Origin of the sequence: Bacillus sp. NMTD17, from assembly GCF_002998735.1 — a bacterium.
In the GTDB taxonomy this organism is placed as follows: Bacteria; Bacillota; Bacilli; order Bacillales; family Bacillaceae; genus Bacillus.
This window is the reverse complement of sequence record NZ_PVRH01000001.1, coordinates 560,362-583,439: the sequence shown is the minus strand read 5'-3', so window position 1 is coordinate 583,439 and position 23,078 is coordinate 560,362. Positions and strand designations below refer to the sequence as shown.

Sequence of the window (23,078 nt, the reverse complement as noted above, 5' to 3'; positions counted from 1 at the left end):
AGACAACTATACTTAAAAAGGGTAAACTAAGTCAAAGACAATGACTAAAGGGGGCACAATCATGAGCAGCTCTTTATTGCTCTCCAATATTCATATTGTGACAAAGACTGAAATGATTGCAAACGGTTTTGTCGGTTTACGCGACGGCAAGATTGACTATATTTCAACATCACCACCGACAGGAAATTATGAAAAAGTATATATTTCCCGGGAAAACTTTTATTTACTTCCCGGAATGATTGATATTCACATCCATGGCGGATATGGAGCAGACATGATGGATGCGACATCAGAAGCCATGAATACACTCGCTGACTACTTACCGTCAGAAGGAACGACAAGTTTTTTAGCAACAACCATCACTCAAAACCATCATGAGATTGAGCAAGCACTTAAAAATGTCGCTCAGTGGAAACATTATAATGAAGAACAAGCAGGAGTTCAGGCACAATGTTTAGGTATCCATCTTGAAGGTCCTTTTATTTCTAAAGATAAAGCAGGGGCACAGCCTGTTCAATGGATAAAGCAGCCCGATCTCCCTCTTTTTGAAAAATGGCTGGATGCTTCTCAACAGCTTATTCGAATTGTCACGTTTGCACCTGAGGAAGACCCTGACTTTGCTTTTCTTTCTCTGTTGCAAGAAAAAAACATCATTCCTTCTATTGGACATACGAATGCCCATCATGACATGATTGAATTAGCAGCTAATCATGGTGCACGCCATGTCACGCATCTTTATAATGCACTGAGTTCATTTCAACATCGTGAACCAAACGCTGTTGGGGCTGCTCTTACGAACGAGAATCTTCATACTGAGCTGATTACAGATGGGATTCACTCCCATCCACTTTCCATCAAGCTTGCATATTTGGCAAAAGGAAGTGATCGTTTGATCATGATTACAGATTCGATGCGCGCAAAAGGACTCGGGAATGGGACGTACGAATTTGGCGGTCAAACAGTCACAGTCAGCGGCGAAAAAGCATTACTCTCAGATGGTACACTTGCAGGATCGATCCTGAGAATGAAAGATGGCGTCAAACGGATGAAACAGATTACACATTGTGAATGGACAGAGATAGCGAAGATGACCTCAACCAATGCAGCCATTCAGCTAGGACTTGACCAGCAGCTCGGTTCGATCGAAGTTGGAAAACAAGCAGACCTTGTGATTTGGGATCAATCTGGCGAACTAATGATGACGATCTGCCGTGGACAAATCGTCTTTGAGAAAAAGGAGGCCAACCACTAATGAAGATCATCGAATTTGAAGATAAAGAACAATTAGGAAAAGAAGCAGCAGCCCTTATCGCACGCACAATCGCTTCTAAACCAGATGCAGTACTTGGCCTAGCAACGGGCGGTACACCTCTTGATACATATCAAGAGTTAATTCACCTTCATCAAGCACACCAATTGTCTTTCAAACAAACAAAAACAGTCAACTTAGATGAATATGCAGGACTTGATCCAGATCATGAAAATAGTTATATGACCTACATGAAACGTCATTTATTTGATCATATTGATCTCCCTCAGGATCAGTATTTCCTTCCAAATGGCGCTGCACCTGATTTAGAAAAAGAATGCTTAAGATATGATCAGCTCATTCAAGATATAGGCGGCATCGACCTTCAGCTTCTTGGAATCGGTCAAAATGGACATATCGGTTTTAACGAGCCCGGTACCCCATTTAACTCAAAGACTCATGTCGTGCAACTAGATGAAAACACCCGGGAGGCCAATGCAAGATACTTTTCTTCTATTGATAAGGTGCCTACACATGCCATTACCATGGGCATTGCAAGCATTCTTTCAAGTAAAAAGATTCTCCTTCTTGCATCAGGAAAATCAAAAGCGAAAGTGATACAATATTTAGAACAGACTGAGATACATCCAGACTTCCCAGCATCTGCTCTGAAACTTCATGAAGATGTGACAATTTTGATTGATCGAGAAGCTGGTTCACTACGCTAAAGCTAAACACGAGAGGATTTTCACATGTTTATTGATAAGCAGTCACCTATTCCGATGTACCATCAGATTATGGAGAACTTGAAAAAACAGATTGAGGATGGAACATTAGCACCTGATACACTCATTCCTTCTGAAAGAGAATATGCCGAACGCTTTGATATAAGTCGAATGACTGTCAGACAAGCCTTATCGAACCTTGTGAACGAAGGATATTTGTATCGACAAAAAGGAAAAGGCACCTTTGTTAGCCGAAAAAAGTTTGAACAGCCGCTTCAAGGCTTAACAAGCTTTACAGAGGATATGCGCCAGCGTGGGCTTAAAGCTTCAAGCCAGCTGATTGACTTCAAAAAAACCGTATGTCCAGAGCACTTACTGCCTGTCTTACAACTGTCAAATAGCGATGCTATCTTTGAACTCAAACGGATACGCCTTGCAAATGATGAACCGATGGCGATTGAAACGAGCTATATCCCTGAAGCATTTGCAGGAGATTTAACAAAGGAACATTTAACTGGCTCTATATATGAATATATAGAGACTCAAACAGGCCTTGCAATTGCTCATGCAAAACAAGAGCTTGAAGCGAATGTAGCTTCAAAGGAAGAAGCACACGTGCTGTCTATTTCAACAGGCGATCCCGTGCTCTCAATCGCAAGAACGACTTATTTTCAGAATGACATTCCGTTTGAGTATGTTCTCTCCGTGTATAGAGGGGATCGTTACAAGCTCATTCATACAATGGAAAGATAAACAGTGCCCTCATAAAAGGAGGAGCACTGTTTTTTATTTCCTAAGAAATGTTGCTTCACGATCATCTTTTGTATGAATTTTCCATATAGGCGAAATTGCTTTTCCTTGAAAACGATCTTTTGCTACAGTGTACCAATAATAGTCTTCATTTGGCCTTAAGCCTTTCCACTCAAAGCTTGCTTTTTTGCCGCTTTTTACACCGCGTGCCTCTCCTATCAGGACATTTGTGTAGACATTAAGTTCAAAATAATTGGTTTTAACAGATTTCATTTTCGGCGTCAAATCCACATCAATTGAAAATTCATCCTGTTCTCCATACGTTTTAGGATCATAGAAATGCTCTTGATTCATATAAGGTGAGTACGTCGTAAAATGAAGCTGGTTTTTTTCTTGATCGGCTGTTATCAGCCTCATAAACCCTTGTCCACCTTCAGGTCCTGACTGATAATCAGCGAGTATTTGATATACTTTCCGGTCTACTTTGCCATCCTGGTCATCGTCAAGCTCATCTACTTTCCTGCTTGCTCCGTGATAATGGCCGCTAAATACTGCCACAATATTGGGATGGCGTTTCACCACCTGATGGAAGATGAGGTCGCCAATCGGGCTGCGGTTGCCACTCACCAACAAATACTCATGGAAATTTAAAATGACGATGCGATCTGGATGCTCAGAAATCACACGGTTTAACCAATCAATTTCATCTTGCTTAATCCCCCAGCCCATGTATACCATCATATAATCATTGCCACCGGCAGAGATGAGATCATAATGACCTCGATTGTTTTGATAGGATTCACCATAGTAAGGTTTATTTGCAAAGCGTTTCTCCCCGAAATATTTCCCATATTCCGCATATAAGCCGTCCTTATGTCGAACATCATGATTTCCTGCTAAAACACCGTAAGGAATCTGATGCTCATCTAACACACGCATAAACGTATCGGCACGATGCCATTGTTTATCCTTTGAATCATCCACAATGTCACCTGTATGGAACACATATTGAATGTTTAACTTCTCCCTCTGGTCTCGGATCCACTCGACCATTTGTTTAAAGATATGAGGATAGCTCTTTGCATAATATTGTGTGTCAGACATCCAAACCATCTTATATGGCTTTTGCGCTTTGCTGATTTCATCCTGTACAAGCAAATCAAACGTATGATTCTTCATGTACTGTCTTACTGACAGCAGTCCTTTCAGGTAAAATTCTTTTTGATCTTTAGCAAAATGATGAGTGATTTTATCCCACTTTTCTTGCTGATGATTCCATGCATACATGGTCACCTTTCTCCCTGACAATGAACTCCCTTTCCACATCGCTTCGACGACATCCTTTTCACGTACATCTTGATGAACCTTGATTTGAAAACGATGATAGGGAAAACGATGTAAATCCTTCGTTTCAACTGACTTACCATCAGCAAATGCAATGCGATTCCTTTCTTGATTAGAAAAGATCATTTCTCCTTTTTCGTTAAAGCTTTTTGGCGGTTCTGTCTCCGCTGCATATTTCAAAATCTTCATTGATGGATGCAGCGATGTATATTGGTAGGCACGGTAAAAGGAGTAATCCAGCTTATCATTCGTTGGATCCTTGGTGAGCACAGTTTGCTTAGACGATTTCATTTTCGTCTTATCTGCTACTCGTTCTGGTGTCTCAGGGTGTTCATGTACCGTTTTGAATTCTTTTTTCAACGTCGACATGTTCCCTGCGGCATCTTTTGCTTTAATTGTCAATGTGTGCTCACCCGGGTTTAATTCGCTAGAGGACGTCTGATATGGCAAGGAAATTGGCTTGCCATTTACATATGCCTTCATCTCCTCTATGTCACTCCAACGATCCGTAACCTTTGCTTTTAACGTAAAGGCACCTTTATATGGATCCTTTGTTTGAACGTTGGTCTTGATTTTCGGACCTGTGTTATCGACATTCACATGTACAGATGCATGCTCGTCTGAGGTTTTGGCCTCAATCAAATGTGGCCCCTCTTTCAGCCTTCTTGTGTCCCACTTCATATAGGTTGAAACATAAGCTTCTTTTGGAATTTCAAATTGAAATATTCTTACCTTTTTGGCGTTACCGCTGTCTCCCATTTTCCATTCTTTTTGCGGCTTTGCATTGATTGGAGGAATTTGTGTTCCATTCGACAGGATCATCCGGACGTTTTTTAATTCAAAATCATCGTGATTCTCTCCAGGCAGCCGATCTACTGGAGAAGACTTCGTTCCAGCATGGAAGGAGATCGTTTGGGGACCTGCTTTTTTCATCTCTGCTTCTGGTATTGGCATTGTATAGGTACGATACACTTTTGTCGAATCATCAAAAATAGAAAGTAAGTGCTTACCTATGGACACACCATTTTTAAAATATAAATTTGTCCCTTTGACATCAAATGCGATATATGGATCTGCTTCAAGGGCAGAAAATACTTGCTGATTCCGCTTTCCATCTATCAATAATTCAATGCTTTTTTTCCGATCAGACGTTGCCTTTAATGGAAATAATCCTGAAACCGTATCTCCTTCTTCTACATTGAATCGAAGGCCGTGGGCTTTGCTAACCTGCTCCACATCAATCATTTTTTTCATCGTCATTGCTGTATTTTCGCCGTCTGACGCTTCAAGCTGATATTCCAATTGTTCTTTACCAATCAACTCGGGTGAGTAAATAATATGATGAAATAACCGGTCGTTATGATCTTTTTGAAGCAGTATTTCCTTGAAATCATCTTTCCGATTTGTTCGATAGCGAAGCTTGACGGTTTTGACGGCCTGATCATCCTGTACATCCGCTTTAATCTCTATGCTTTCAGTTGGTTTCACTGGTTTCCTCACTGTCATATCTTCAATCACAGGTTTATGGATATCTTGAGAAATTTCTTTTTTCTCAGATGGAATTTGTGCTTTTAGCACTTTTCCAGGCGTAGGCTCTTCTTCAATTTTCGAGATCAGCTTCATTTGCGAAGTACCGTCCATTGGATATTTAAACAGCAAAGATTTATGCTCACTAAACCATGATGGCTTCAAACGAAATGCTGCTGAAGAAATCTCCTCCCCTATATTTGTTGTGATTGAAACAAGACGAGATTTAGAGTTGGACAGCCCTTTGCTCTCGATGACAGATACATGCTCACCCTCTTTTAATTGACTTTTGTACATGGCATTGAAGTCCGCTACAGTTAAATGCTCCTGCCCTTTTTTCCTCAGCCAGAAAACATAAGGTTTTCCAGGTGAAATGGTGACTGGATTTGCGTGAAAGGAATACACATCATCCATTTCAGTTCCTTGTGCAGGATTGCGGTAGCGAAGTTGATAATGTTTAAGAGAGATTGGCTCATGTGTCGTGTTATACACCTCGATAAATTCAAAGGCATCTTTGCCTTTGCGATTCTTTGAATTGACAACAATTTCCGAGATGACTAAGTCCGGAATGCGAGAAAGATCCTCTTCAAATCCATTTAAGTGGACAGAATGTTCTGCCGTTTTGATCACGGACTTTTGCGTAAGAAACTCTGTATAGTAACGAACGGTTGAATTCCATAATTGATCTGGCGGAATTTTCGCTGTAAATTCTGGCTTCATACCTGGTAACCGTTCCATTGGGATCAAACGGTACCCTAGTTCATCACTTTGTTTATAGTACAAGTTCGCAGACAAAATTTGTTCCGGATCCGTAATAGACGCACGAAACTGGAGATCACGGCTTTTTTCCCCTAGAACTGGACGGACATCCACATGAAATCGATCAAAGATAAAAGGAGAAAAAGGCTTGTCCGGTATATTGACTTGTGTTTGAATAAAAGGCCCTGCTGAAGCAGGCTGATTGAAACAAAAAAGAATGATAAAAAAACATAAAAGCATGATTTGTCTGCTCACGTTCACCATCGTGCACCGCCTCCTTCGGATATTGTGTCTCCTGAAGGAAGTTTTTATGACAGATGAAACGGAGAAACGATACAAAATGGTACAAAAAAACCGTTAGCTTTTTTTCGCTAACGGCTCCACAATTCCTTTTTGTATCAACAGATGGAAAATGGATAAAATGACAGCCATCCAAATGGCCGTTCCAAACCCATCAATGTTAAAACTATCACCCATAAAGCTCGATGTCATCATCAATGTGATGGCATTAATCACAAACAAGAACAATCCTAGTGAAAGGACGGTTACTGGAAGCGTTAAAATGATCAAAAACGGCTTCACTAAAATATTGAGCAAGGATAAAATGATACTTGCGACAATGGCTGCCCCAAACCCTTCAATATATACGCTTCCGAGCCCTGGCAGAATGCCTGAATCAAAATATCCAGCAATGACGATTAAAAGTAATGCATTTACTAAAATACTGACGATCCATCTAAGCATTTAGTTAGTGCCTTCTTCCGGAACAACAAAATACCAGATGAAGTAGACCAGGAAGATAGGCATAAATGCTGTCAAAAATCCGATGATGACCGTTAAAATGCGAAGCAGGGATGCATCGACACTTAAGTATTCGGCAAGTCCACCAACAACACCCGCTATTTTTTTATCTGTTGCTGAACGATAAAGCTTCTTCATGTAGAATCACTCCTTGTCTGATTGGTGCTTTACTTGAATTGAACCTGTTTTTGTTTCTGCAAAAATGGATATACTGTTCACTGCCTGTTGATTGGCTTTGATCATTTTCTCTTTTTGTAATGTTTCATTTTTCTCTTTAATCATCTCTGCATCAAGCAAATCATGAGAAATAGACCCAAGATTGCTTTTCAGTTCAGCGGTCACTGCACACGTACGCGGGATCTGGACGTCCACACTGCCTGTTGTCGTTTTCGCATAAATGGAACGGCACTTTTCATCCGACAGCTGAACAGCAATGTTTCCGTTAAAGCTTTGGGCATCAATTGATTCACTTTTCCCGCGCAGGTCAATGAGCCCATTGATGGTTTCTACTTCAATCATACCACACTCGTGATCCGCCAGTTTAATTTGTCCGTTTGCTGTTTCAATTCCGACCTTTTCTGCCTGTAACGAGGCAAAAGAGACAACACCATTGGTGGTTTTCGCAGCAAGTTCTTTTGTCTTTAGCTTTTCCCCGCGAATCGGACCATTAAACAGTTTAACCTTGATTTTATCGTATTGGATACGAGGTACATATAAAGTGACATTGACTTTCATCGTCTTCTTTTCGGTCCGTATAAAAAATTTATCCCCTTCCAGGCCGCAGTCCAATTGATTGAGAAATTGCTGTCTTGCCTGCTCTCCGTCCTCTGCACGGTAGATTTTCGCATGGCACTCTGCACGAATATCCCCATCGTCCCAAGGCATCACATTGAGACTGCCGTTCGCCAATTGAATATCTAAATGAGAGAGCGTGGCGTCTTTGAACTGAAAAATGTGCTCAACGTCGACCGACTGTCCAAAGTTTAAATCAAGATCTACGTCTTTCACCTTTTTCACCGCAGAATCTAACCAGCCAAACAGCTTTGCACCAAGATTTTCAGTACCAGTTCCTTTGCTCTCTGTGCCAGCTTTTTCTTCATGAAAGGTGTGATCAGCTGTAGACTTTTCTAATGAAACAGACTGACTTTCTTCTAGTTTTTCAAGCAGCGTAATCGCTTCTTTTGCCGATAATGTCCCGTCTTCTACTAATTTTAAAATGCGTTCTTTTTCATTCATACAAAGCCCTCCTACGATTTGATGGATTGAAGTACTTTAATACCTTGAATGATATTCCAAATGACAGAGATCAAAAAGCCAATGGCGACTAAAAAGGACAAGATGAGCATCGTGATCACTGGAATAAGTGAGTCACTTGCCTGTGTCGCCAATAAAAATGGGATAGATCCAAAAACCAGTATCACGCACGCTGCGACTGGCAAAAGGTGTGACCACAATGCCCGCATCGCGTGCCGTTTCGTTTCCTTTTGATCAACTACAAAATATGCCACGATCGGTACAATAAACGGCATAAAAAATACACTAAAATAACAAATAGATGCAATGATCGACTGATCTCTATTCATATATTCGCTCCTTCATGATGAAAATTCCTTTCTCACTCATACGTTTATTGCGTATCAAAAGTTTCAAAATCATTCGAATTACATATGACCTTAGACACAAATTATATCTTTTTGCACCTAAGTATAGATTCTTCACGGATTACCCTTTAAAATATGTTGAAAAGATGGTGATTATCATTATAGGGGGTAATTATTTTGACAGATCATCATAATACTAACCACACGGCTCAAACGCTTTTAGACCTTATACAGAAACAGAAAAGCATGAACAGCGATATGATCAGGGAGCTTGAGACCATTCATCCGTCTCATCCAAAGTATGGTGATATCCGTTATTTAAAAGTACTGCTCGACAGCAGCAGCACCCATATTTTAAAGGATTTAACGCAACTCAGTCATTTAATGCCGAAGGAAGATGCGCAATAAAAGAAAAACCCCTCTTAACGAGGGGTTTCAGCGTGTAGGCAAACCCTCGCATTTTTTGTCAGGACTGCGCGCTGGTGCTCCCGAATGTCAAATTCGCTCCGCGCCAGTGCTCATCCTTCCTAGACTTCAAAGGTTTTCTATCACACTGAAAAGAAGACAAAGGGCTAAAATAAACATCATTTTAGCCCTTTGTCAACAATCTGAAACCCCTCTTAACGAGGGTTTTTTTATGATGACGTTACACTTTCTGTTTCTTTGACCAACTGTTTCATTCGTTCACGGTCTCGTTCTAAAATAGGCTTCAAGTATTGACCAGTGTAAGAAGCTTCTTCTTTTGCAATCTGCTCAGGAGTCCCAGAGGCAATGATCGTTCCGCCGCCTGCACCGCCCTCTGGTCCGAGATCAACGAGGTAATCAGCAGCCTTGATAATATCAAGGTTATGCTCAATCACTAGCACCGTATCTCCGTTTTCGACCAAACGCTGAAGCACTTTTAATAAACGGGCAATATCATCCACATGCAGACCTGTTGTCGGCTCGTCTAAAATATAAAGAGACCTTCCGTTTGAACGGCGGTGAAGCTCAGATGCTAATTTCACACGCTGCGCCTCTCCCCCGGACAATGTCGTCGCAGGCTGTCCAAGTGTAATGTATCCTAGCCCAACATCAAAAATCGTTTGAAGTTTCCGCTTAATTTTCGGGATATTCTCGAAAAATTGGAGTGCGTCCTCCACAGTCATTTCAAGGACATCGGCAATGTTTTTCCCTTTATATGTGACCTCAAGTGTCTCGCGGTTATAACGTTTCCCGTGGCACACCTCACAAGGCACATACACATCAGGTAAAAAGTGCATTTCGATTTTAATAATGCCATCTCCACGACACGCCTCACAGCGTCCGCCTTTGACGTTAAAGCTGAATCTGCCTTTTTTATAGCCTCGTACCTTTGCTTCATTGGTTTGTGCAAACACATCCCGCACATCATCAAATACGCCTGTATACGTAGCTGGATTGGATCTCGGCGTACGGCCGATTGGAGATTGATCAATATCAATCACCTTATCTAAGTGATCCATTCCTTTGATCTCTTTGTGCTGTCCTGGCTTCGCCTTCGCTCTGTGCAGTTTTTGCGCAAGTGATTTTAATAGAATTTCATTCACAAGCGTACTTTTCCCTGAGCCGGACACACCGGTCACAGCTGTAAAGACGCCTAGAGGAAACTTCGCATTGACGTTTTTCAGGTTGTTTTCTTTTGCACCTTTGATCTCAATGTAGCGGCCGTCAGGCTTTCTTCTTTCGATCGGCAGCGGAATAAATTTCTCACCCGATAAATATTGTCCTGTTAAAGATTTCTTGTCCTTCATGACTTCTTCCGGCGTCCCAGCTGAAATCACTTCTCCTCCATGAACTCCTGCTCCAGGTCCAATATCAATCAAATAATCAGCGGCCAGCATCGTATCCTCATCATGCTCTACGACAATGAGGGTGTTCCCGATGTCACGCATGTTTTTCAATGTCCCGATCAACCGGTCATTGTCACGCTGATGCAGACCAATGGATGGTTCATCTAATATATAAAGAACACCTGTCAGCCTTGACCCGATTTGAGTCGCCAGACGAATCCGCTGCGCCTCTCCGCCGGATAGTGTGCCCGCTGACCGGCTCAATGTGAGGTAATCTAATCCCACATTATTTAAGAAAGACAATCGTTCTTTGATTTCACGTAAAATGAGCTGGGCAATCTGCAAATCTTTCTCAGACAACTCGATTTCACCATATAAATCAAGGGCATCAGAGACAGACAAATCAGTGATTTCTCCGATATGTTTGCCATTGATCAGAACCGCAAGCGTTTCTTTTTTCAGACGATATCCTTTACATGTCGGACATGGCTGATTGGCCATATATTTTTCCATTTGCTCACGAATATAATCAGAGCTGGTTTCCTTATAGCGTCTCTCAATGTTACGAAGAACGCCTTCAAATTCAATTTCATTTTCACGTACCTGACCAAAATCATTTTCATATTTAAAATAAATCCGTTCAGAGCCGCTGCCATATAAAATTTTATCGAATAAATGCGACGGTATATCCTTCACTGGAATGTCCATGTCGATGCCGTAATGTGTACATACTGCCTCAAGAAGCTGAGGATAGTATTGTGAGCTTTGCGGCTCCCATGGGGCAATAGCATGCTGTCGTAACGTCAAATCCTTATTAGGAATGACGAGCTCAGGGTCAACTTCTAGTTTAGAGCCAAGCCCATCACAGCTCGGGCAGGCACCGAAAGGACTATTAAATGAAAACATTCTCGGCTCAAGCTCACCAATAGAGAATCCGCAGTGCGGACAAGCATGATGTTCACTGAATAACAGCTCTTCTTGTCCAATCACGTCAATCATCACACGGCCTTCACCTAGTCGCAGCGCCGTTTCAAGGGAGTCAGACAGCCGAGCCGCAACGCCTTCCTTCACCACGATTCGGTCAATCACGACTTCAATGGAATGCTTCTTGTTCTTTTCAAGCTCGATCTCTTCTGACAGATCTTCCATCTCTCCGTCGACTCTTACTCGAACATAGCCCTGCTTTCGAATTTGATCAAGTACTTTGACATGTGTTCCTTTGCGGCCAGATACAACCGGAGCAAGCACTTGCAATTTCGTTCTTTCTGGATATTCTAAAATACGATCTGTCATCTGCTCAATCGTTTGGGACGTAATTTCAATTCCATGTATCGGACAAATAGGTTTCCCGACTCGAGCATACAAGAGACGTAAATAATCATAGATTTCAGTAACGGTTCCAACCGTTGATCTAGGGTTCCGGCTCGTCGTCTTCTGGTCAATACTAATCGCCGGGGAAAGACCTTCAATGGCATCTACATCCGGTTTATCCATTTGACCGAGAAATTGGCGCGCATACGCTGAAAGAGATTCAACGTACCTGCGCTGACCCTCTGCATAAATGGTATCAAAGGCAAGAGACGATTTTCCTGAACCAGATAAACCCGTGATGACCACTAGCTGGTCACGCGGGATATTCACATCAATATTTTTAAGGTTGTGGGCTCTAGCACCTTTCACCTCTATTCGTTCCATAGCCATCAGGCAATCATCCTTCCGCTTTTAGCTCTAGCAATAGATCTCTTAATTCTGCTGCTTTTTCAAAATCAAGCGCTTTTGCTGCATCTTTCATTTCCATCTCGACCTTTTCGATCACTTTTTCTCGTTCTTTTTTGCTCATTTTTGACAGCTTTGGTGCTGCATTTGTTTCATATTCTTCCGATTCCTCATGTATCTTTGTTGCCTTAATGGCATCTCTGATTTTCTTATGGATGGTTTGCGGAGTAATCCCAAATTTCTCATTATACGCCTCTTGCTGCTCTCGTCTGCGCTTCGTTTCTTGAATCGCAATATCCATTGATTTGGTCATTTTATCTGCATACATAATGACCCGGCCTTCTGAATTTCTCGCTGCACGGCCAATCGTCTGGATGAGGGATCTTTCAGAGCGTAAAAAGCCTTCTTTATCCGCATCTAAAATCGTCACGAGCGACACCTCTGGAATATCCAGTCCTTCACGAAGAAGGTTGATTCCCACAAGCACATCATATTTTCCGAGACGTAAATCTCGAATAATCTCAATCCGCTCAAGGGTTTTAATTTCTGAATGCAGATAATTGACCTTGATTCCGATCTCTTTTAAGTAATCTGTGAGATCCTCAGACATTTTCTTCGTCAGCGTAGTCACGAGCACACGCTCATTTTTCTCAATCCGAGCATGAATTTCTCCAATTAAGTCATCAATTTGACCTTCAATCGGACGCACTTCAATGATTGGATCAAGTAAACCTGTTGGACGAATAATTTGTTCCACAACCTCTGGGGTTTTCTCAAGCTCATAAGGACCAGGAGTGGCAGATACATGCACAATATGGTTGATATGCTTTTCAAACTCATCAAAGGTGAGCGGTCTGTTATCAAGTGCTGAAGGCAGACGGAATCCGTGATCAACCAACACTTGCTTTCTTGCTTGGTCCCCGTTGTACATCGCGCGGATTTGCGGGATCGTCACGTGTGACTCATCGACAACAATCATAAAATCATCTGGGAAATAATCAAGCAATGTGTAAGGTGTTGAACCAGGAGGGCGCAAGGTCAGATGCCTTGAGTAGTTCTCGATTCCTGAACAAAAGCCCATTTCTCTCATCATCTCAAGGTCATATCTTGTCCGCTGCTCAAGGCGCTGCGCTTCTAGCAATTTTCCATTATCTCGAAGCTTTTCGAGCTGCTCCTCAAGCTCTTGTTCAATATTAATAATTGCTTTTTCCATTTTTTCTTCTCTTGTGACGAAGTGAGATGCTGGGAAAATAGCCACATGTTCACGATCACCGAGTATTTCTCCAGTCAGTGCATCCACTTCACGAATACGTTCAATTTCATCACCGAAAAACTCCACTCTGATACAATGCTCATCACGTGAAGCAGGAAAAATTTCAACGACGTCTCCTCGTACTCTGAAGGTTCCGCGCTGAAAATCTATATCATTACGAGAATACTGAATGTCCACCAGCTTACGAAGAAGCTGATTGCGTTCAATCTCCATTTCAGTACGTAAAGACAGCACAAGCTCTCGGTATTCTTCTGGCGAACCTAAGCCATAAATACAGGACACACTGGCAATGATGATGACATCTCTCCGCTCAAATAACGAGGAAGTAGCGGAGTGTCTCAGCTTATCAATCTCATCATTGATGCTGGCATCCTTTTCAATAAATGTATCAGTCTGAGGCACATACGCCTCTGGCTGGTAATAATCATAGTAACTCACAAAATATTCGACAGCATTATTCGGAAAGAATTCCTTGAACTCGCTGTATAGCTGACCGGCAAGTGTCTTGTTATGCGCAATGACAAGTGTCGGTTTGTTCACTTCTTTGATCAGGTTGGATACAGTAAAGGTCTTTCCCGTACCTGTAGCACCTAACAGCGTTTGATGCTGTTTCCCCTGATGGATCCCCTCAACAAGCTTTTCAATCGCCTTCGGCTGATCTCCTTGGGGCTGATAGTTAGAAACTAATTCAAAGCGGTCACTCACATCAAAGCCTCCGTTTCGTTACGAAATCTATCTAATGAATATATTATCATAAAAGAACACAAAAATACGAACTAAAGTTCGGCTCTTACTTGATTTTTATTTCCAATACAGTCATACCCTCTCTTCAATGGCAAATAACCCTCTTACGAAAACCTTCCTTTCAGTATGGAACATTTTGGTGAGAGATATTCGATGAGCACAAAAAGAAAGCTGCACTCACTAGAATTCGTAAGCACAGCTTAAAAAACGTCACCTTTCGGCCTAGCACGCTCTTGATGATGACATCAATGATGTTTTTCAGCCTTTTCTCTTTTTTCAATTTCTTTTTTAGCCATATATAATGCCCCAGCTACTAAAGAAATTATATCTAATCCCACAATAAAGTAGGTTTCTGTATAGCCCTTCATGTACGAGGCAAATAAAAGCGCTGCTGTTAATGCAATGCCCACATAATGATTATAAGTAACCTTTGAAAATAAAATAACGAGCAGGAAAGGAAAAACAAGTGCAAATATGGCTTTTGTAATCACAAAAACCCTCCCTCTTCTTGGTCTACTTCCTTGATTATAGTAAAGATTGGCATATTGAACAATTCACAGTTCTCAATTTCACCTATTTTTCTTTCTGTTCGGAGACTTTTGTTATAGATATAGAAGGAAATTAGTGAGAATGTCCCCTTTGTAAAGATAGGTCTTTCCGTCTTTGACAGTAACATCCAATACATCCTATGATTAAAATGATAGTGCGCACTATCATTTTAAAAACTATAGAGAGATATACAAATCATTGGCTATTTGGATAAGGGGGCATTCCCATGTATTCAGTTTTATTTCATGCGGCTGAAGAATCCGCAGCACTCGCAGGGGCAAAAGGCCTGAATTTAATTAAATTAAACAATCACGGACTGCCAGTCCCAGATGGATTTATTATCAAAACCAACAGCTTTTCAAGCTTTCTTTCATATCACAACCTGCATCCAACTGAACAAAACCTTGCTCACAAAATCAAAGAAGCATCGTTTCCTTCTCAAATGGAAGCAGAACTCCTTTCGTCCTTTCAATCATTGCGGAAGACTTATCCCTCAGTTGCAGTTCGATCCTCTTCTGTTGCTGAAGATCTCGAAGGCGCCTCATTTGCAGGACAGTACGAGACCTATTTAAATATCAAAACAAATGAAGAATTCTTACAGGCTGTCAAAGAATGCTGGTCTTCTTATTTTGCAGCGAGAGTGACAGAATATAAGGAAGAGATGGATGAAAACGAGGAAGAGATGCCGCTCATGGCTGTTGTCGTTCAAGGATTGATCCATTCTGACGTCTCCGGAGTCATCTTTAGTGAGAATCCCGTATCGGGAAAAACAAATGAAATGATGCTGACAGCAAGCTACGGACTAGGAGAAGCAATCGTCTCCGGGCTTGTGACACCAGACACATTTATTGTAGACAAAGAGACACTTTCTATTGAAAAATCACTTGGAACGAAAGAGCTGCAAATTGTTCCTTATCAAGAGGGTGTCATAGAACAAGCAGTAACGGAGGAAAAGGCTGGGCAATTTTGCCTGAATGATGATCAATTAGAAGAAATGACGCAAATCACCAAACAAGTAGAAGCACTTTATGGACATGGAGTCGATATCGAATTTGGAATAACAAATGGCACATTTTATTTACTTCAAGCCAGGCCGATTACCGCAGCTCTCCCAAAAGCAGCAGATGAAACAGCAGGTGTTTCTTTTCAAATGCAGCCAGATGAGCTGCAGGATTTCTGGATCTCAATGGACGATCATATGCCGGGCCCAACAAGTCCTCTCTTCTCAAGTCTGATCATCCCAGCATTAAAAAGCGGAATGAAGAAAAATGGTGAAAAATATCAAGTACCTGATCTGAATATTAAAAATATCAAGCTTTATAGAGGCCACCTGTACTCAGCACCGTCACTGCCTGAAACGAGTGCAGAAGCTGCGCCAGTTTTTGATGAGCGCATATTTGAGTTATTTCCGCATTTAAGTGAACGTATGTATGAGATTTTAGAGGAAAATTTCTTTCCCTTTTACGAAAAAATCGATCGCCAAATGAAGGAACCTATGACCATTGAAGAAGCCATCATCGGCTTTGAAGAATTAAAGGCTTTTTATATACAAGCATATGATGATCATTTTGATATTGTCATACCACAAGTTATTCTATCAGCTATGATCGAAGACATGCTTGTGACATATACTGGTGATCAATCACAAGTGGTCCTGCTGCATGAGATGTTGATAGGCGTGATGAACAAATCTCTTGAAACAGACAAGAAGCTTTCTGATTTTGCAAAGAGTGTCCTTCAAGATCCTGAACTTCATCAAGCATTTATGAAGCATGAAAAGAACCCAGAGCTGCTTGATGCACTCAATCACTCGGAAAAAGGCAGACACTTCATTTTGGAATTAGAGGAGTTTCTTCAAGTCTATGGCTGGCGATCTGTTAAAAGTCATGACCTTACGGAAGAAACATGGGTGGAAAACCCTGAGTTTATACTAGATATCATCAGAAACAACATTCAATACCAATGTGATTTTGATGAAGAATTTGCACAAGCCGTCATCAAAAGACAAGAGACATATGAACATTTTATGAGCCAAGTGAAGGATGAAGCGTTTAAAACAAAATTTGAGACACTTTATCAATTTGCCCTACAGGCCGCTAATATCCGTGATGATCATCACTTCTACATTGATGCCATGTTAGATGCTAAAGCCAGAGTATATCTATTAAAAATTGGCGAACTTCTTGTACAAAAAGGAGCGATTCCTCATCAAGAAGATCTATGGTATCTCTACGATGAGGAGGTACACACAGCGCTCACAACGTCTACAACATTCGATACGGTCATTGCACAAAGAAAAATCGAAATGAAAGAAAATGAAGACATTCAACCACCAGCTTATATGGGCACCCCAACTGAAGCTGAATTACAGCAAGTGGAAAAAATGCTCGGTTCATTAAGAGAAAATGAAAATAACACAAACGATATGATCTATGGAATTGGCGCATCTAGCGGTATTGTTTCTGGAAGAGTAAAAGTCATTACATGTGCTGAGGAATTCTCACAATTTCAAAAGGATGATATTTTAGTTTGCAAAACAACCACACCTTTATGGACGAGCTTATTTAGAGATGCAAAAGCAGTCATAACCGATGCTGGAGGCATTTTGTCTCATTCAGCTATTATCGCTAGAGAGTATATGATGCCAGCTGTCCTAGGTACCCGAATAGCGACTGAAACACTTCAATCCGGTGACCTTGTGACAGTAGATGGTAGCAATGGACGCATTCAGATATTAAAACAGCATGCACGTGTCTAACTTTATCGTTTTGGGTCATATTGGCGGTCATAGGTTTTATCGGTATACTTACTTTGTTGCAAACACATTCATAACCTGAGGTGAGTATGCTTGTTAAAATCTACAAATCAACGAATCATTCGCGCAACAATGGATTTATTAACTGAAAAAGGCTATCAAAAAACCACAACCAAAGAAATAGCCACAAAAGCGAATGTCAGTGAAGCGACTATTTTTCGCAACTTTAAAAACAAACGCGGCGTCATTGCTGCCATTATGAAAATGAAATCAACACCGACGAAAACCTTAGAAGCAGAATTTAAAGGCGATTTATACACCGTTTTAAAGTTTCTCGGTTCCTATTTCCTTGAAGATTTAACTTCAAAAAAAGAATTTATTTATATCAGCATGCGAGAACCGGCTATGTTTAAAGATTTGACCAGTCATGAAAAAATTTATCCTCAAGAACTAAGGGAAATGCTGATACAATATTTCAAAAAGATGAGTGCTCAGCATCATGTCTTAAAAGGAAAAGAAGACATTTATGCAGACATTTTCATTAGTACGTATTTCGGTTTTTTTATTCAGCAGCTAGAGCAAGACTTTCAACTCGTTTTAACACAAAAAGATGATTTTATTGAGACATACACACACATTTTCATGAGAGGAATTTCTCCCGCTTAAAGGGTGGAATTCTTCTTTTTTACAAAAGGTGGTATACACATTGAGGTTACAAAAAGAGAGCTTGATCATCTATTCTTTGTTACTTGGAGCTATACTAGTTCCGGTCAACTCAACGATGATCGCAGTCGCTCTATCATCCATATCAACTTATTATGATCAATCCATTTCAAACATTACTTGGGTTGTCACAATTTATCTTATTGTCATGGCGGTCACTCAGCCTATCGCTGGTAAGTTAGGAGATATATACGGACACCGCCGCATGTATTTAACCGGAGTAACACTCTTTTTAATCGGCTCGATTGGCTGTGCTTTAGCACCTAATCTAGCATTTCTCATCATCTTTCGATCCATTCAAGCAGCTGGCGGGGCTATTTTAACACCGAATAGCATTGCATTGATTCGTGCAACAGTATCACCCGAAAAACTGTCTAAAACAATGGGTTACTTTGGATTTGGTGCTGGTATTGGTGCCGCACTTGGACCTTTTATTGGATCGATTCTCATTCAGAGTTTTGACTGGCATTCCATATTCTTAGTGAATATCCCATTTCTGTTTCTTACACTTGTCACCGGTATTTTACTCATTCCAAACATAAAGCATACACGCTTACAAGCAAGGGTAGATATCATCGGTTCATTGTATTTAACCATCGGAATTGCCACAATCATTCTATGCACAAAAAGCCAGTTACTAAATGAATATTTAATTTATGGCATTTTAGCATTGATTGTGATTCCTTTATTCTTTAAACATGTACGGAAAGTAAAGAATCCGATCATCGATTTGTCCCTATTTAAAAACAGTTCATTTACAAATGCGAATCTGTCGATCATGCTAAGTAATTTTGTCATGTACGCCATCCTTCTTATTATGCCGCTGTTTATGGAACAACAACTTGCCCTTTCTCATACACAAGGCGGTATGATTTTATCGGTATTTTCGCTTTGTATGTCTCTTAGCGGTTTGCTAGGGGCTAGACTTCATCCGAAAAAAGGCGCGAAAAAAATGATTCGCTTTTCATTTCTCTGCCTCACTTTATCAGGCATCATGTTAATTACACTGAGTCAGTACCCCTCCTTACCACTGCTAATCGTGACACTAATCGCAGGTGGAATTTCATCAGGGATTGGTATGACCAGTATGCAGATGGCTTCTTTAACTGCTGTTGATCAAAGCTTATCTGGTTCGGCATCTGGTATTTTCTCTACCTTTCGATATTTTGGCAGTATCATTTCATCGACATTGATTGGTATCATGAGTGGTTTCCAATCTTTATTTATTGTATTAATGGGCGCAGGAATCCTTGGTTTCCTTTTATCTCAACGCGTCAAAACAAGTTCCACCTCTCCATCATCGGGGCATTCCGCCTAATGACTCCCTGCGCTCTATGTTGATTTAGAGCGGGGGAGTTTTCATCATTTGTATCACTGTAAGCTAGAGCGGGTACAGTAATCAAATATTGAAAATCCTTTTTTAAAGATGAAAAAAAGCCATATGACTAGACAAAAAAGGAACTTTCGATCGAAATTGTCCCCGTTCACCCACCTAAAAGCTGTTTTTCATCTCTTCCAGTACTGATAACTTCGATTTTTTTTCACAATTTTTGTGGTATGCTTTTTGAAAATATAGGACGCAAAGGAGCGGAAGAATGGAACGTGCAAAATATGTTTTGATCTGTTTATCAGCTCTAATATTATTCCTGTCAAGCTGTGGCAAAGACCAGCAATTTAATCCACCTGGCAGCTCTCAATCGATCGCGGTCATCTCTCAATTAAAAAAAGCTTCCTTTTCAATAGTTGATTTACAAAAGAATAAAATGATCTCTTCCGTTGATTTAAAACATCCGCTCACTGACCTTATCCAAATCAACAAAGACGTCATCATTGCAACAAGTAAAGAAGGAGAATCGCTTATCGAAATTAATTTAAAAAAAGGTACAGCAACAGATTATATGGATGTGAATAAAGGGCTGACTTCTCTTACATATGATGCAGCTTCTCACACCTTAATTGCAGCGGATACACAGAAAAATGTCGTTTATTTTATTGATACGCAGCGTAAAAAAATAAAAGCAACTGTGAAGACCGGAAAGTTACCTTCTTCTATGACACTTTCTTCTTCAGGTACTTTATTTGTTTTAAATGCAGAAAGTCATACTGTCTCCGTCATAGATATTGAGAAGCAAAAACATATACGTACGTTCTCTGTACTTGAACGGCCTTCTGGTATTCATTTTGATGGAAAGTCCATTTGGGTCGGTGGACACGGTAAACAAGGTACCTTAAATAAAAGCATTTTTTCTTACGACCCAAAAACAGGTAAAAAGCAGCGAGAAATGAAACTAGGCGTTATGCCCGTTGCATTCTTTTCAGAGAAAAATTCTTCTACTTTATATGTACTTTGTCATGGAGATCATACTCTGTACAAAGTAGATACAGAGACAAATAAGCAGCTTGCTTCTGTTGAAACTGGTCAAAACCCGAATTATATCACCGCTGATACCACATCAATATATGTGAGTAACTTAGATGACAATTCAGTATCAATTATCGATAAACATACATTCATGATGAAAAATCGACTGAATGTCCCATCAGGACCTTATGCTATCGTGTTGGAGGAAAAGAAATGAAAGAACAAATGCATATTTTAATCGTAGACGATGAGTTCGATATGCTTGAGTTAATCGGATCCTTTTTAAAGAGACAAGGCTTTCACATCATCACAGCTAATAATGGAATGGATGCCTTACGTCAGCTTGAAAAAGAACCCGTTGACCTTGTTGTACTGGATATCATGATGCCTGATATGGATGGATTTGAAGTCTGTCAGCGTATTCGGCAAACATCTCAAATCCCCATTTTATTCTTAACAGCTAGAAGTTATGAGGAGGATCGAATTAGAGGTCTAGAAATTGGTGCGGATGACTACATCATGAAGCCTTTCAGTCTACGTGAGCTTGCAGCAAGAATTGAAACAACCTTGAGACGAATTAGAGGTCTTTCGCTAAAGCGCAGCCGAATACAGATTGGTGACATGGAGATTGATCAGGATGGCAGACAAGTCTATATCCATCAGGAGCCCATTAATTTAACTAGAAGAGAATTCGATTTACTCATGTTTCTTTTACTCAATCAAGGCCAAGTGTTTTCACGAGAACAGCTCTATCAAAAATTGTGGGAATCACATTCCACGAGCGGCTCTTTACGAACAGTCGATACACATATCAAAACGCTGCGACTGAAATTAAAGGGAGCGGAACGGCATATTAAAACCGTTTGGGGTGTCGGCTATAAGTTTGAGGAGGAAGAATGAAGCCTTTATCGATTAAAAAGAAAGTGCTCTTTTTAATCCTTGTAGTGACCGGAATCGTTGCTGCCTCAGCTCTTGCCCTTACCTATTACTTATACCAGCACTTATATATTGATAAACAAATCGATTCCTTAAGTTTACAAGGTAAAAAGTTGGCACAAATCTATCATAAACACGGGAAAGATACGTATTTTACCGATAGAATAAAATGGGCAAACGACTCAAGTCAGGCGAACATTATTTTTACAGATGACCCAATGGAGCTTTCAAGTGGTCTTCCTTTTGATACGAACACAAATGATAATCTCATTACGTTCAAGGAACGCCAAAAGCTCCTTCAAGGGGAAACCGTCGTGCTGATTAGAGAACACTCACAGTTTCATCAAGATATTCTTGGCATCGCTATCCCTGTTTTCTCAAGCAAAGATGAGCTATCGGGGACAATTTTTCTATCCATGCCCTTATCGGATGTGTATGAACCCTTTGTCCAAATCAGATTGACACTTGGCATATCCATTTTATTGATCCTGCTCCTGATTTTCTTTATCGGATATAAAAGCTCCAATAAAGTCGTGCGGACAATTAATCAAATGAAAGAAATTGCTATGGAAATGGAATCTGGTGATTTTTCAAAACGTATGGCTGTGACCAAAAACGGAGATGAGTTAAACCAGCTGAGCCGCTCCTTTAACAAACTGTCTTCTACCCTTGAAAAAGTTGAGCAGCACCGCAGGGAATTTCTTGCGAATGTCTCTCACGAACTTCGGACTCCGCTAAGTTATATGAAAGGATATGCTGAAGGAATTGAAGAAGGGATCATTGATCAAAAAAAAGGAATGCACATCATCCAGGATGAGGCCGCACGTTTAAGCCGGCTTGTGCACGATCTTTTAGACCTTGCGCAGCTAGAAGGTGATTCTTATCCACTAACGATGGAGCCAATTGTCTTTGCACAGCTGATTCATGACGTTCTTGATCAAATGGCATTTATCGCTAATCAAAAAGGCATTTATCTGAAACGAACACTTGATGAGGATTGTATTGTGTATGGCGATAGCGATCGGCTGCAACAAGTGGTTCGTAATTTACTGGACAATGCCATTCATTACACTCCCTCTGGAAAATCGATCTCGATTGAATTACTAGTTCACCAGCATATGGCTGAATTGAGAGTGACAGATGAGGGCAACGGCATTCCAAAAGAAGACCTTCCACATGTTTCTGAGCGATTTTACCGAGTAAATAAGGCACGTACGAGAAAAGATGGCGGCTCCGGTCTTGGACTAGCCATTGTCTATCAAATCATGAAAAAACATCATGGCACGTTCGATATTCAATCTGAGCCAGGATGCAGTACGACAGCCATCATTCAGCTGCCAAATACTCCGATCGATGAAAACCTGCCTTTGATATAACAAATTAGATTTTATAGGTAGGGTCATTCGCTTGATCCATATATGTGCATCAGTCGTCTAAATTCGAACAGCTATTT

Annotated in this window: 18 protein-coding genes; 10 read left to right on the top strand and 8 right to left on the bottom strand. The window is 40.7% G+C overall.

Features of this window, described 5'->3' with window-relative positions:
* Window positions 1-61: 61 nt before the first annotated feature.
* Genes nagA through C6347_RS02865 form a run of 3 tightly spaced genes read left to right on the top strand, consistent with a single transcriptional unit; the run spans window position 62 to window position 2,727 of the window.
* Entirely contained in the window at window positions 62-1,252 is a 1,191-nt protein-coding gene (nagA, locus tag C6347_RS02875) for an N-acetylglucosamine-6-phosphate deacetylase (RefSeq protein ID WP_066031700.1), read from the top strand.
* Entirely contained in the window at window positions 1,252-1,977 is a 726-nt protein-coding gene (gene nagB, locus C6347_RS02870) for a glucosamine-6-phosphate deaminase (RefSeq protein WP_066031699.1), read from the top strand. The genes nagA and nagB overlap by 1 nt, the downstream gene beginning before the upstream one ends.
* A 24-nt stretch (window positions 1,978-2,001) precedes the next feature.
* The gene (locus C6347_RS02865; protein ID WP_066031698.1) at window positions 2,002-2,727 is read left to right on the top strand and encodes a GntR family transcriptional regulator; all 726 of its coding nucleotides are present in this window, start codon (window positions 2,002-2,004) and stop codon (window positions 2,725-2,727) included.
* Window positions 2,728-2,760: 33 nt separating this feature from the next.
* Here C6347_RS02865 and C6347_RS02860 read toward each other — a convergent pair whose 3' ends face one another.
* The 5 genes from C6347_RS02860 to C6347_RS02840 all read right to left on the bottom strand — a co-directional run bounded on the left by C6347_RS02860 (window position 2,761) and on the right by C6347_RS02840 (window position 8,738).
* The gene (locus tag C6347_RS02860) at window positions 2,761-6,618 is read right to left on the bottom strand and encodes a lamin tail domain-containing metallophosphoesterase family protein (protein ID WP_106071372.1); all 3,858 of its coding nucleotides are present in this window, start codon (window positions 6,616-6,618) and stop codon (window positions 2,761-2,763) included.
* Window positions 6,619-6,711: 93 nt separating this feature from the next.
* Window positions 6,712-7,098 carry a phage holin family protein gene (locus C6347_RS02855; protein WP_024423577.1) on the bottom strand — a complete coding sequence of 129 codons (387 nt, stop codon included), beginning with the start codon at window positions 7,096-7,098 and terminating at the stop codon, window positions 6,712-6,714.
* Complete coding sequence (locus tag C6347_RS02850; RefSeq protein WP_060597366.1) at window positions 7,099-7,293, bottom strand: PspC domain-containing protein; 195 nt, start codon at window positions 7,291-7,293, stop codon at window positions 7,099-7,101. It lies immediately after the preceding gene.
* Window positions 7,294-7,299: 6 nt separating this feature from the next.
* A complete protein-coding gene (locus C6347_RS02845; protein ID WP_066031696.1) occupies window positions 7,300-8,391 on the bottom strand; it encodes a DUF4097 family beta strand repeat-containing protein in 1,092 nt (363 codons plus the stop codon).
* 11 nt (window positions 8,392-8,402) lie between these two features.
* Window positions 8,403-8,738: a magnetosome magnetite crystal formation protein family gene (locus C6347_RS02840; protein ID WP_034660105.1), complete on the bottom strand. Its 336-nt coding sequence runs from the start codon at window positions 8,736-8,738 to the stop codon at window positions 8,403-8,405.
* A 195-nt stretch (window positions 8,739-8,933) separates the two neighbouring features.
* On the opposite strand from C6347_RS02840, the gene C6347_RS02835 reads away from it, so the two are divergent.
* Window positions 8,934-9,164 (top strand): hypothetical protein, encoded by a 231-nt coding sequence (locus C6347_RS02835; protein WP_034660106.1) that lies wholly within the window; start codon window positions 8,934-8,936, stop codon window positions 9,162-9,164.
* A 227-nt stretch (window positions 9,165-9,391) separates the two neighbouring features.
* On the opposite strand, the gene uvrA is transcribed toward C6347_RS02835, so the two are convergent.
* The 3 genes from uvrA to C6347_RS02820 all read right to left on the bottom strand — a co-directional run bounded on the left by uvrA (window position 9,392) and on the right by C6347_RS02820 (window position 14,791).
* Window positions 9,392-12,268, bottom strand: coding sequence for an excinuclease ABC subunit UvrA (uvrA, locus tag C6347_RS02830; RefSeq protein ID WP_060597368.1), 2,877 nt, complete (start codon window positions 12,266-12,268; stop codon window positions 9,392-9,394).
* 7 nt (window positions 12,269-12,275) lie between these two features.
* The gene (gene uvrB, locus C6347_RS02825) at window positions 12,276-14,261 is read right to left on the bottom strand and encodes an excinuclease ABC subunit UvrB (protein WP_034660110.1); all 1,986 of its coding nucleotides are present in this window, start codon (window positions 14,259-14,261) and stop codon (window positions 12,276-12,278) included.
* Between the two features lie 284 nt (window positions 14,262-14,545).
* A complete protein-coding gene (locus tag C6347_RS02820) occupies window positions 14,546-14,791 on the bottom strand; it encodes a CsbA family protein (RefSeq protein WP_012011392.1) in 246 nt (81 codons plus the stop codon).
* 284 nt (window positions 14,792-15,075) lie between these two features.
* Between C6347_RS02820 and C6347_RS02810 the strand changes: the two genes are divergently transcribed.
* From C6347_RS02810 to C6347_RS02785, 6 genes are all read left to right on the top strand, one after another.
* A complete protein-coding gene (locus tag C6347_RS02810) occupies window positions 15,076-17,607 on the top strand; it encodes a PEP/pyruvate-binding domain-containing protein (protein ID WP_106071371.1) in 2,532 nt (843 codons plus the stop codon).
* A 90-nt stretch (window positions 17,608-17,697) separates the two neighbouring features.
* Window positions 17,698-18,270 (top strand): TetR/AcrR family transcriptional regulator, encoded by a 573-nt coding sequence (locus tag C6347_RS02805; protein ID WP_106071370.1) that lies wholly within the window; start codon window positions 17,698-17,700, stop codon window positions 18,268-18,270.
* Window positions 18,271-18,310: 40 nt separating this feature from the next.
* Window positions 18,311-19,645 carry an MFS transporter gene (locus C6347_RS02800; protein ID WP_066031692.1) on the top strand — a complete coding sequence of 445 codons (1,335 nt, stop codon included), beginning with the start codon at window positions 18,311-18,313 and terminating at the stop codon, window positions 19,643-19,645.
* A gap of 277 nt (window positions 19,646-19,922) precedes the next feature.
* A complete protein-coding gene (locus C6347_RS02795; RefSeq protein ID WP_106071369.1) occupies window positions 19,923-20,906 on the top strand; it encodes a YncE family protein in 984 nt (327 codons plus the stop codon).
* Entirely contained in the window at window positions 20,903-21,589 is a 687-nt protein-coding gene (locus C6347_RS02790; protein ID WP_060597374.1) for a response regulator transcription factor, read from the top strand. Before C6347_RS02795 ends, C6347_RS02790 begins: the two co-directional genes overlap by 4 nt.
* Complete coding sequence (locus tag C6347_RS02785; RefSeq protein ID WP_106030551.1) at window positions 21,586-23,001, top strand: HAMP domain-containing sensor histidine kinase; 1,416 nt, start codon at window positions 21,586-21,588, stop codon at window positions 22,999-23,001. Before C6347_RS02790 ends, C6347_RS02785 begins: the two co-directional genes overlap by 4 nt.
* The last annotated feature ends 77 nt before the right edge of the window (window positions 23,002-23,078 follow it).

What these genes read in the sequence shown, in the direction of transcription:
- nagA (WP_066031700.1), top strand. Translation starts at nt 62, where the DNA reads ATGAGCAGCTCTTTATTGCTCTCCAATATTCATATTGTGACAAAGACT.
- nagB (WP_066031699.1), top strand. Translation starts at nt 1,252, where the DNA reads ATGAAGATCATCGAATTTGAAGATAAAGAACAATTAGGAAAAGAAGCA.
- C6347_RS02865 (WP_066031698.1), top strand. Translation starts at nt 2,002, where the DNA reads ATGTTTATTGATAAGCAGTCACCTATTCCGATGTACCATCAGATTATG.
- C6347_RS02860 (WP_106071372.1), bottom strand. Translation starts at nt 6,618, where the DNA reads ATGGTGAACGTGAGCAGACAAATCATGCTTTTATGTTTTTTTATCATT.
- C6347_RS02855 (WP_024423577.1), bottom strand. Translation starts at nt 7,098, where the DNA reads ATGCTTAGATGGATCGTCAGTATTTTAGTAAATGCATTACTTTTAATC.
- C6347_RS02850 (WP_060597366.1), bottom strand. Translation starts at nt 7,293, where the DNA reads ATGAAGAAGCTTTATCGTTCAGCAACAGATAAAAAAATAGCGGGTGTT.
- C6347_RS02845 (WP_066031696.1), bottom strand. Translation starts at nt 8,391, where the DNA reads ATGAATGAAAAAGAACGCATTTTAAAATTAGTAGAAGACGGGACATTA.
- C6347_RS02840 (WP_034660105.1), bottom strand. Translation starts at nt 8,738, where the DNA reads ATGAATAGAGATCAGTCGATCATTGCATCTATTTGTTATTTTAGTGTA.
- uvrA (WP_060597368.1), bottom strand. Translation starts at nt 12,268, where the DNA reads ATGGCTATGGAACGAATAGAGGTGAAAGGTGCTAGAGCCCACAACCTT.
- C6347_RS02810 (WP_106071371.1), top strand. Translation starts at nt 15,076, where the DNA reads ATGTATTCAGTTTTATTTCATGCGGCTGAAGAATCCGCAGCACTCGCA.
- C6347_RS02795 (WP_106071369.1), top strand. Translation starts at nt 19,923, where the DNA reads ATGGAACGTGCAAAATATGTTTTGATCTGTTTATCAGCTCTAATATTA.
- C6347_RS02790 (WP_060597374.1), top strand. Translation starts at nt 20,903, where the DNA reads ATGAAAGAACAAATGCATATTTTAATCGTAGACGATGAGTTCGATATG.
- C6347_RS02785 (WP_106030551.1), top strand. Translation starts at nt 21,586, where the DNA reads ATGAAGCCTTTATCGATTAAAAAGAAAGTGCTCTTTTTAATCCTTGTA.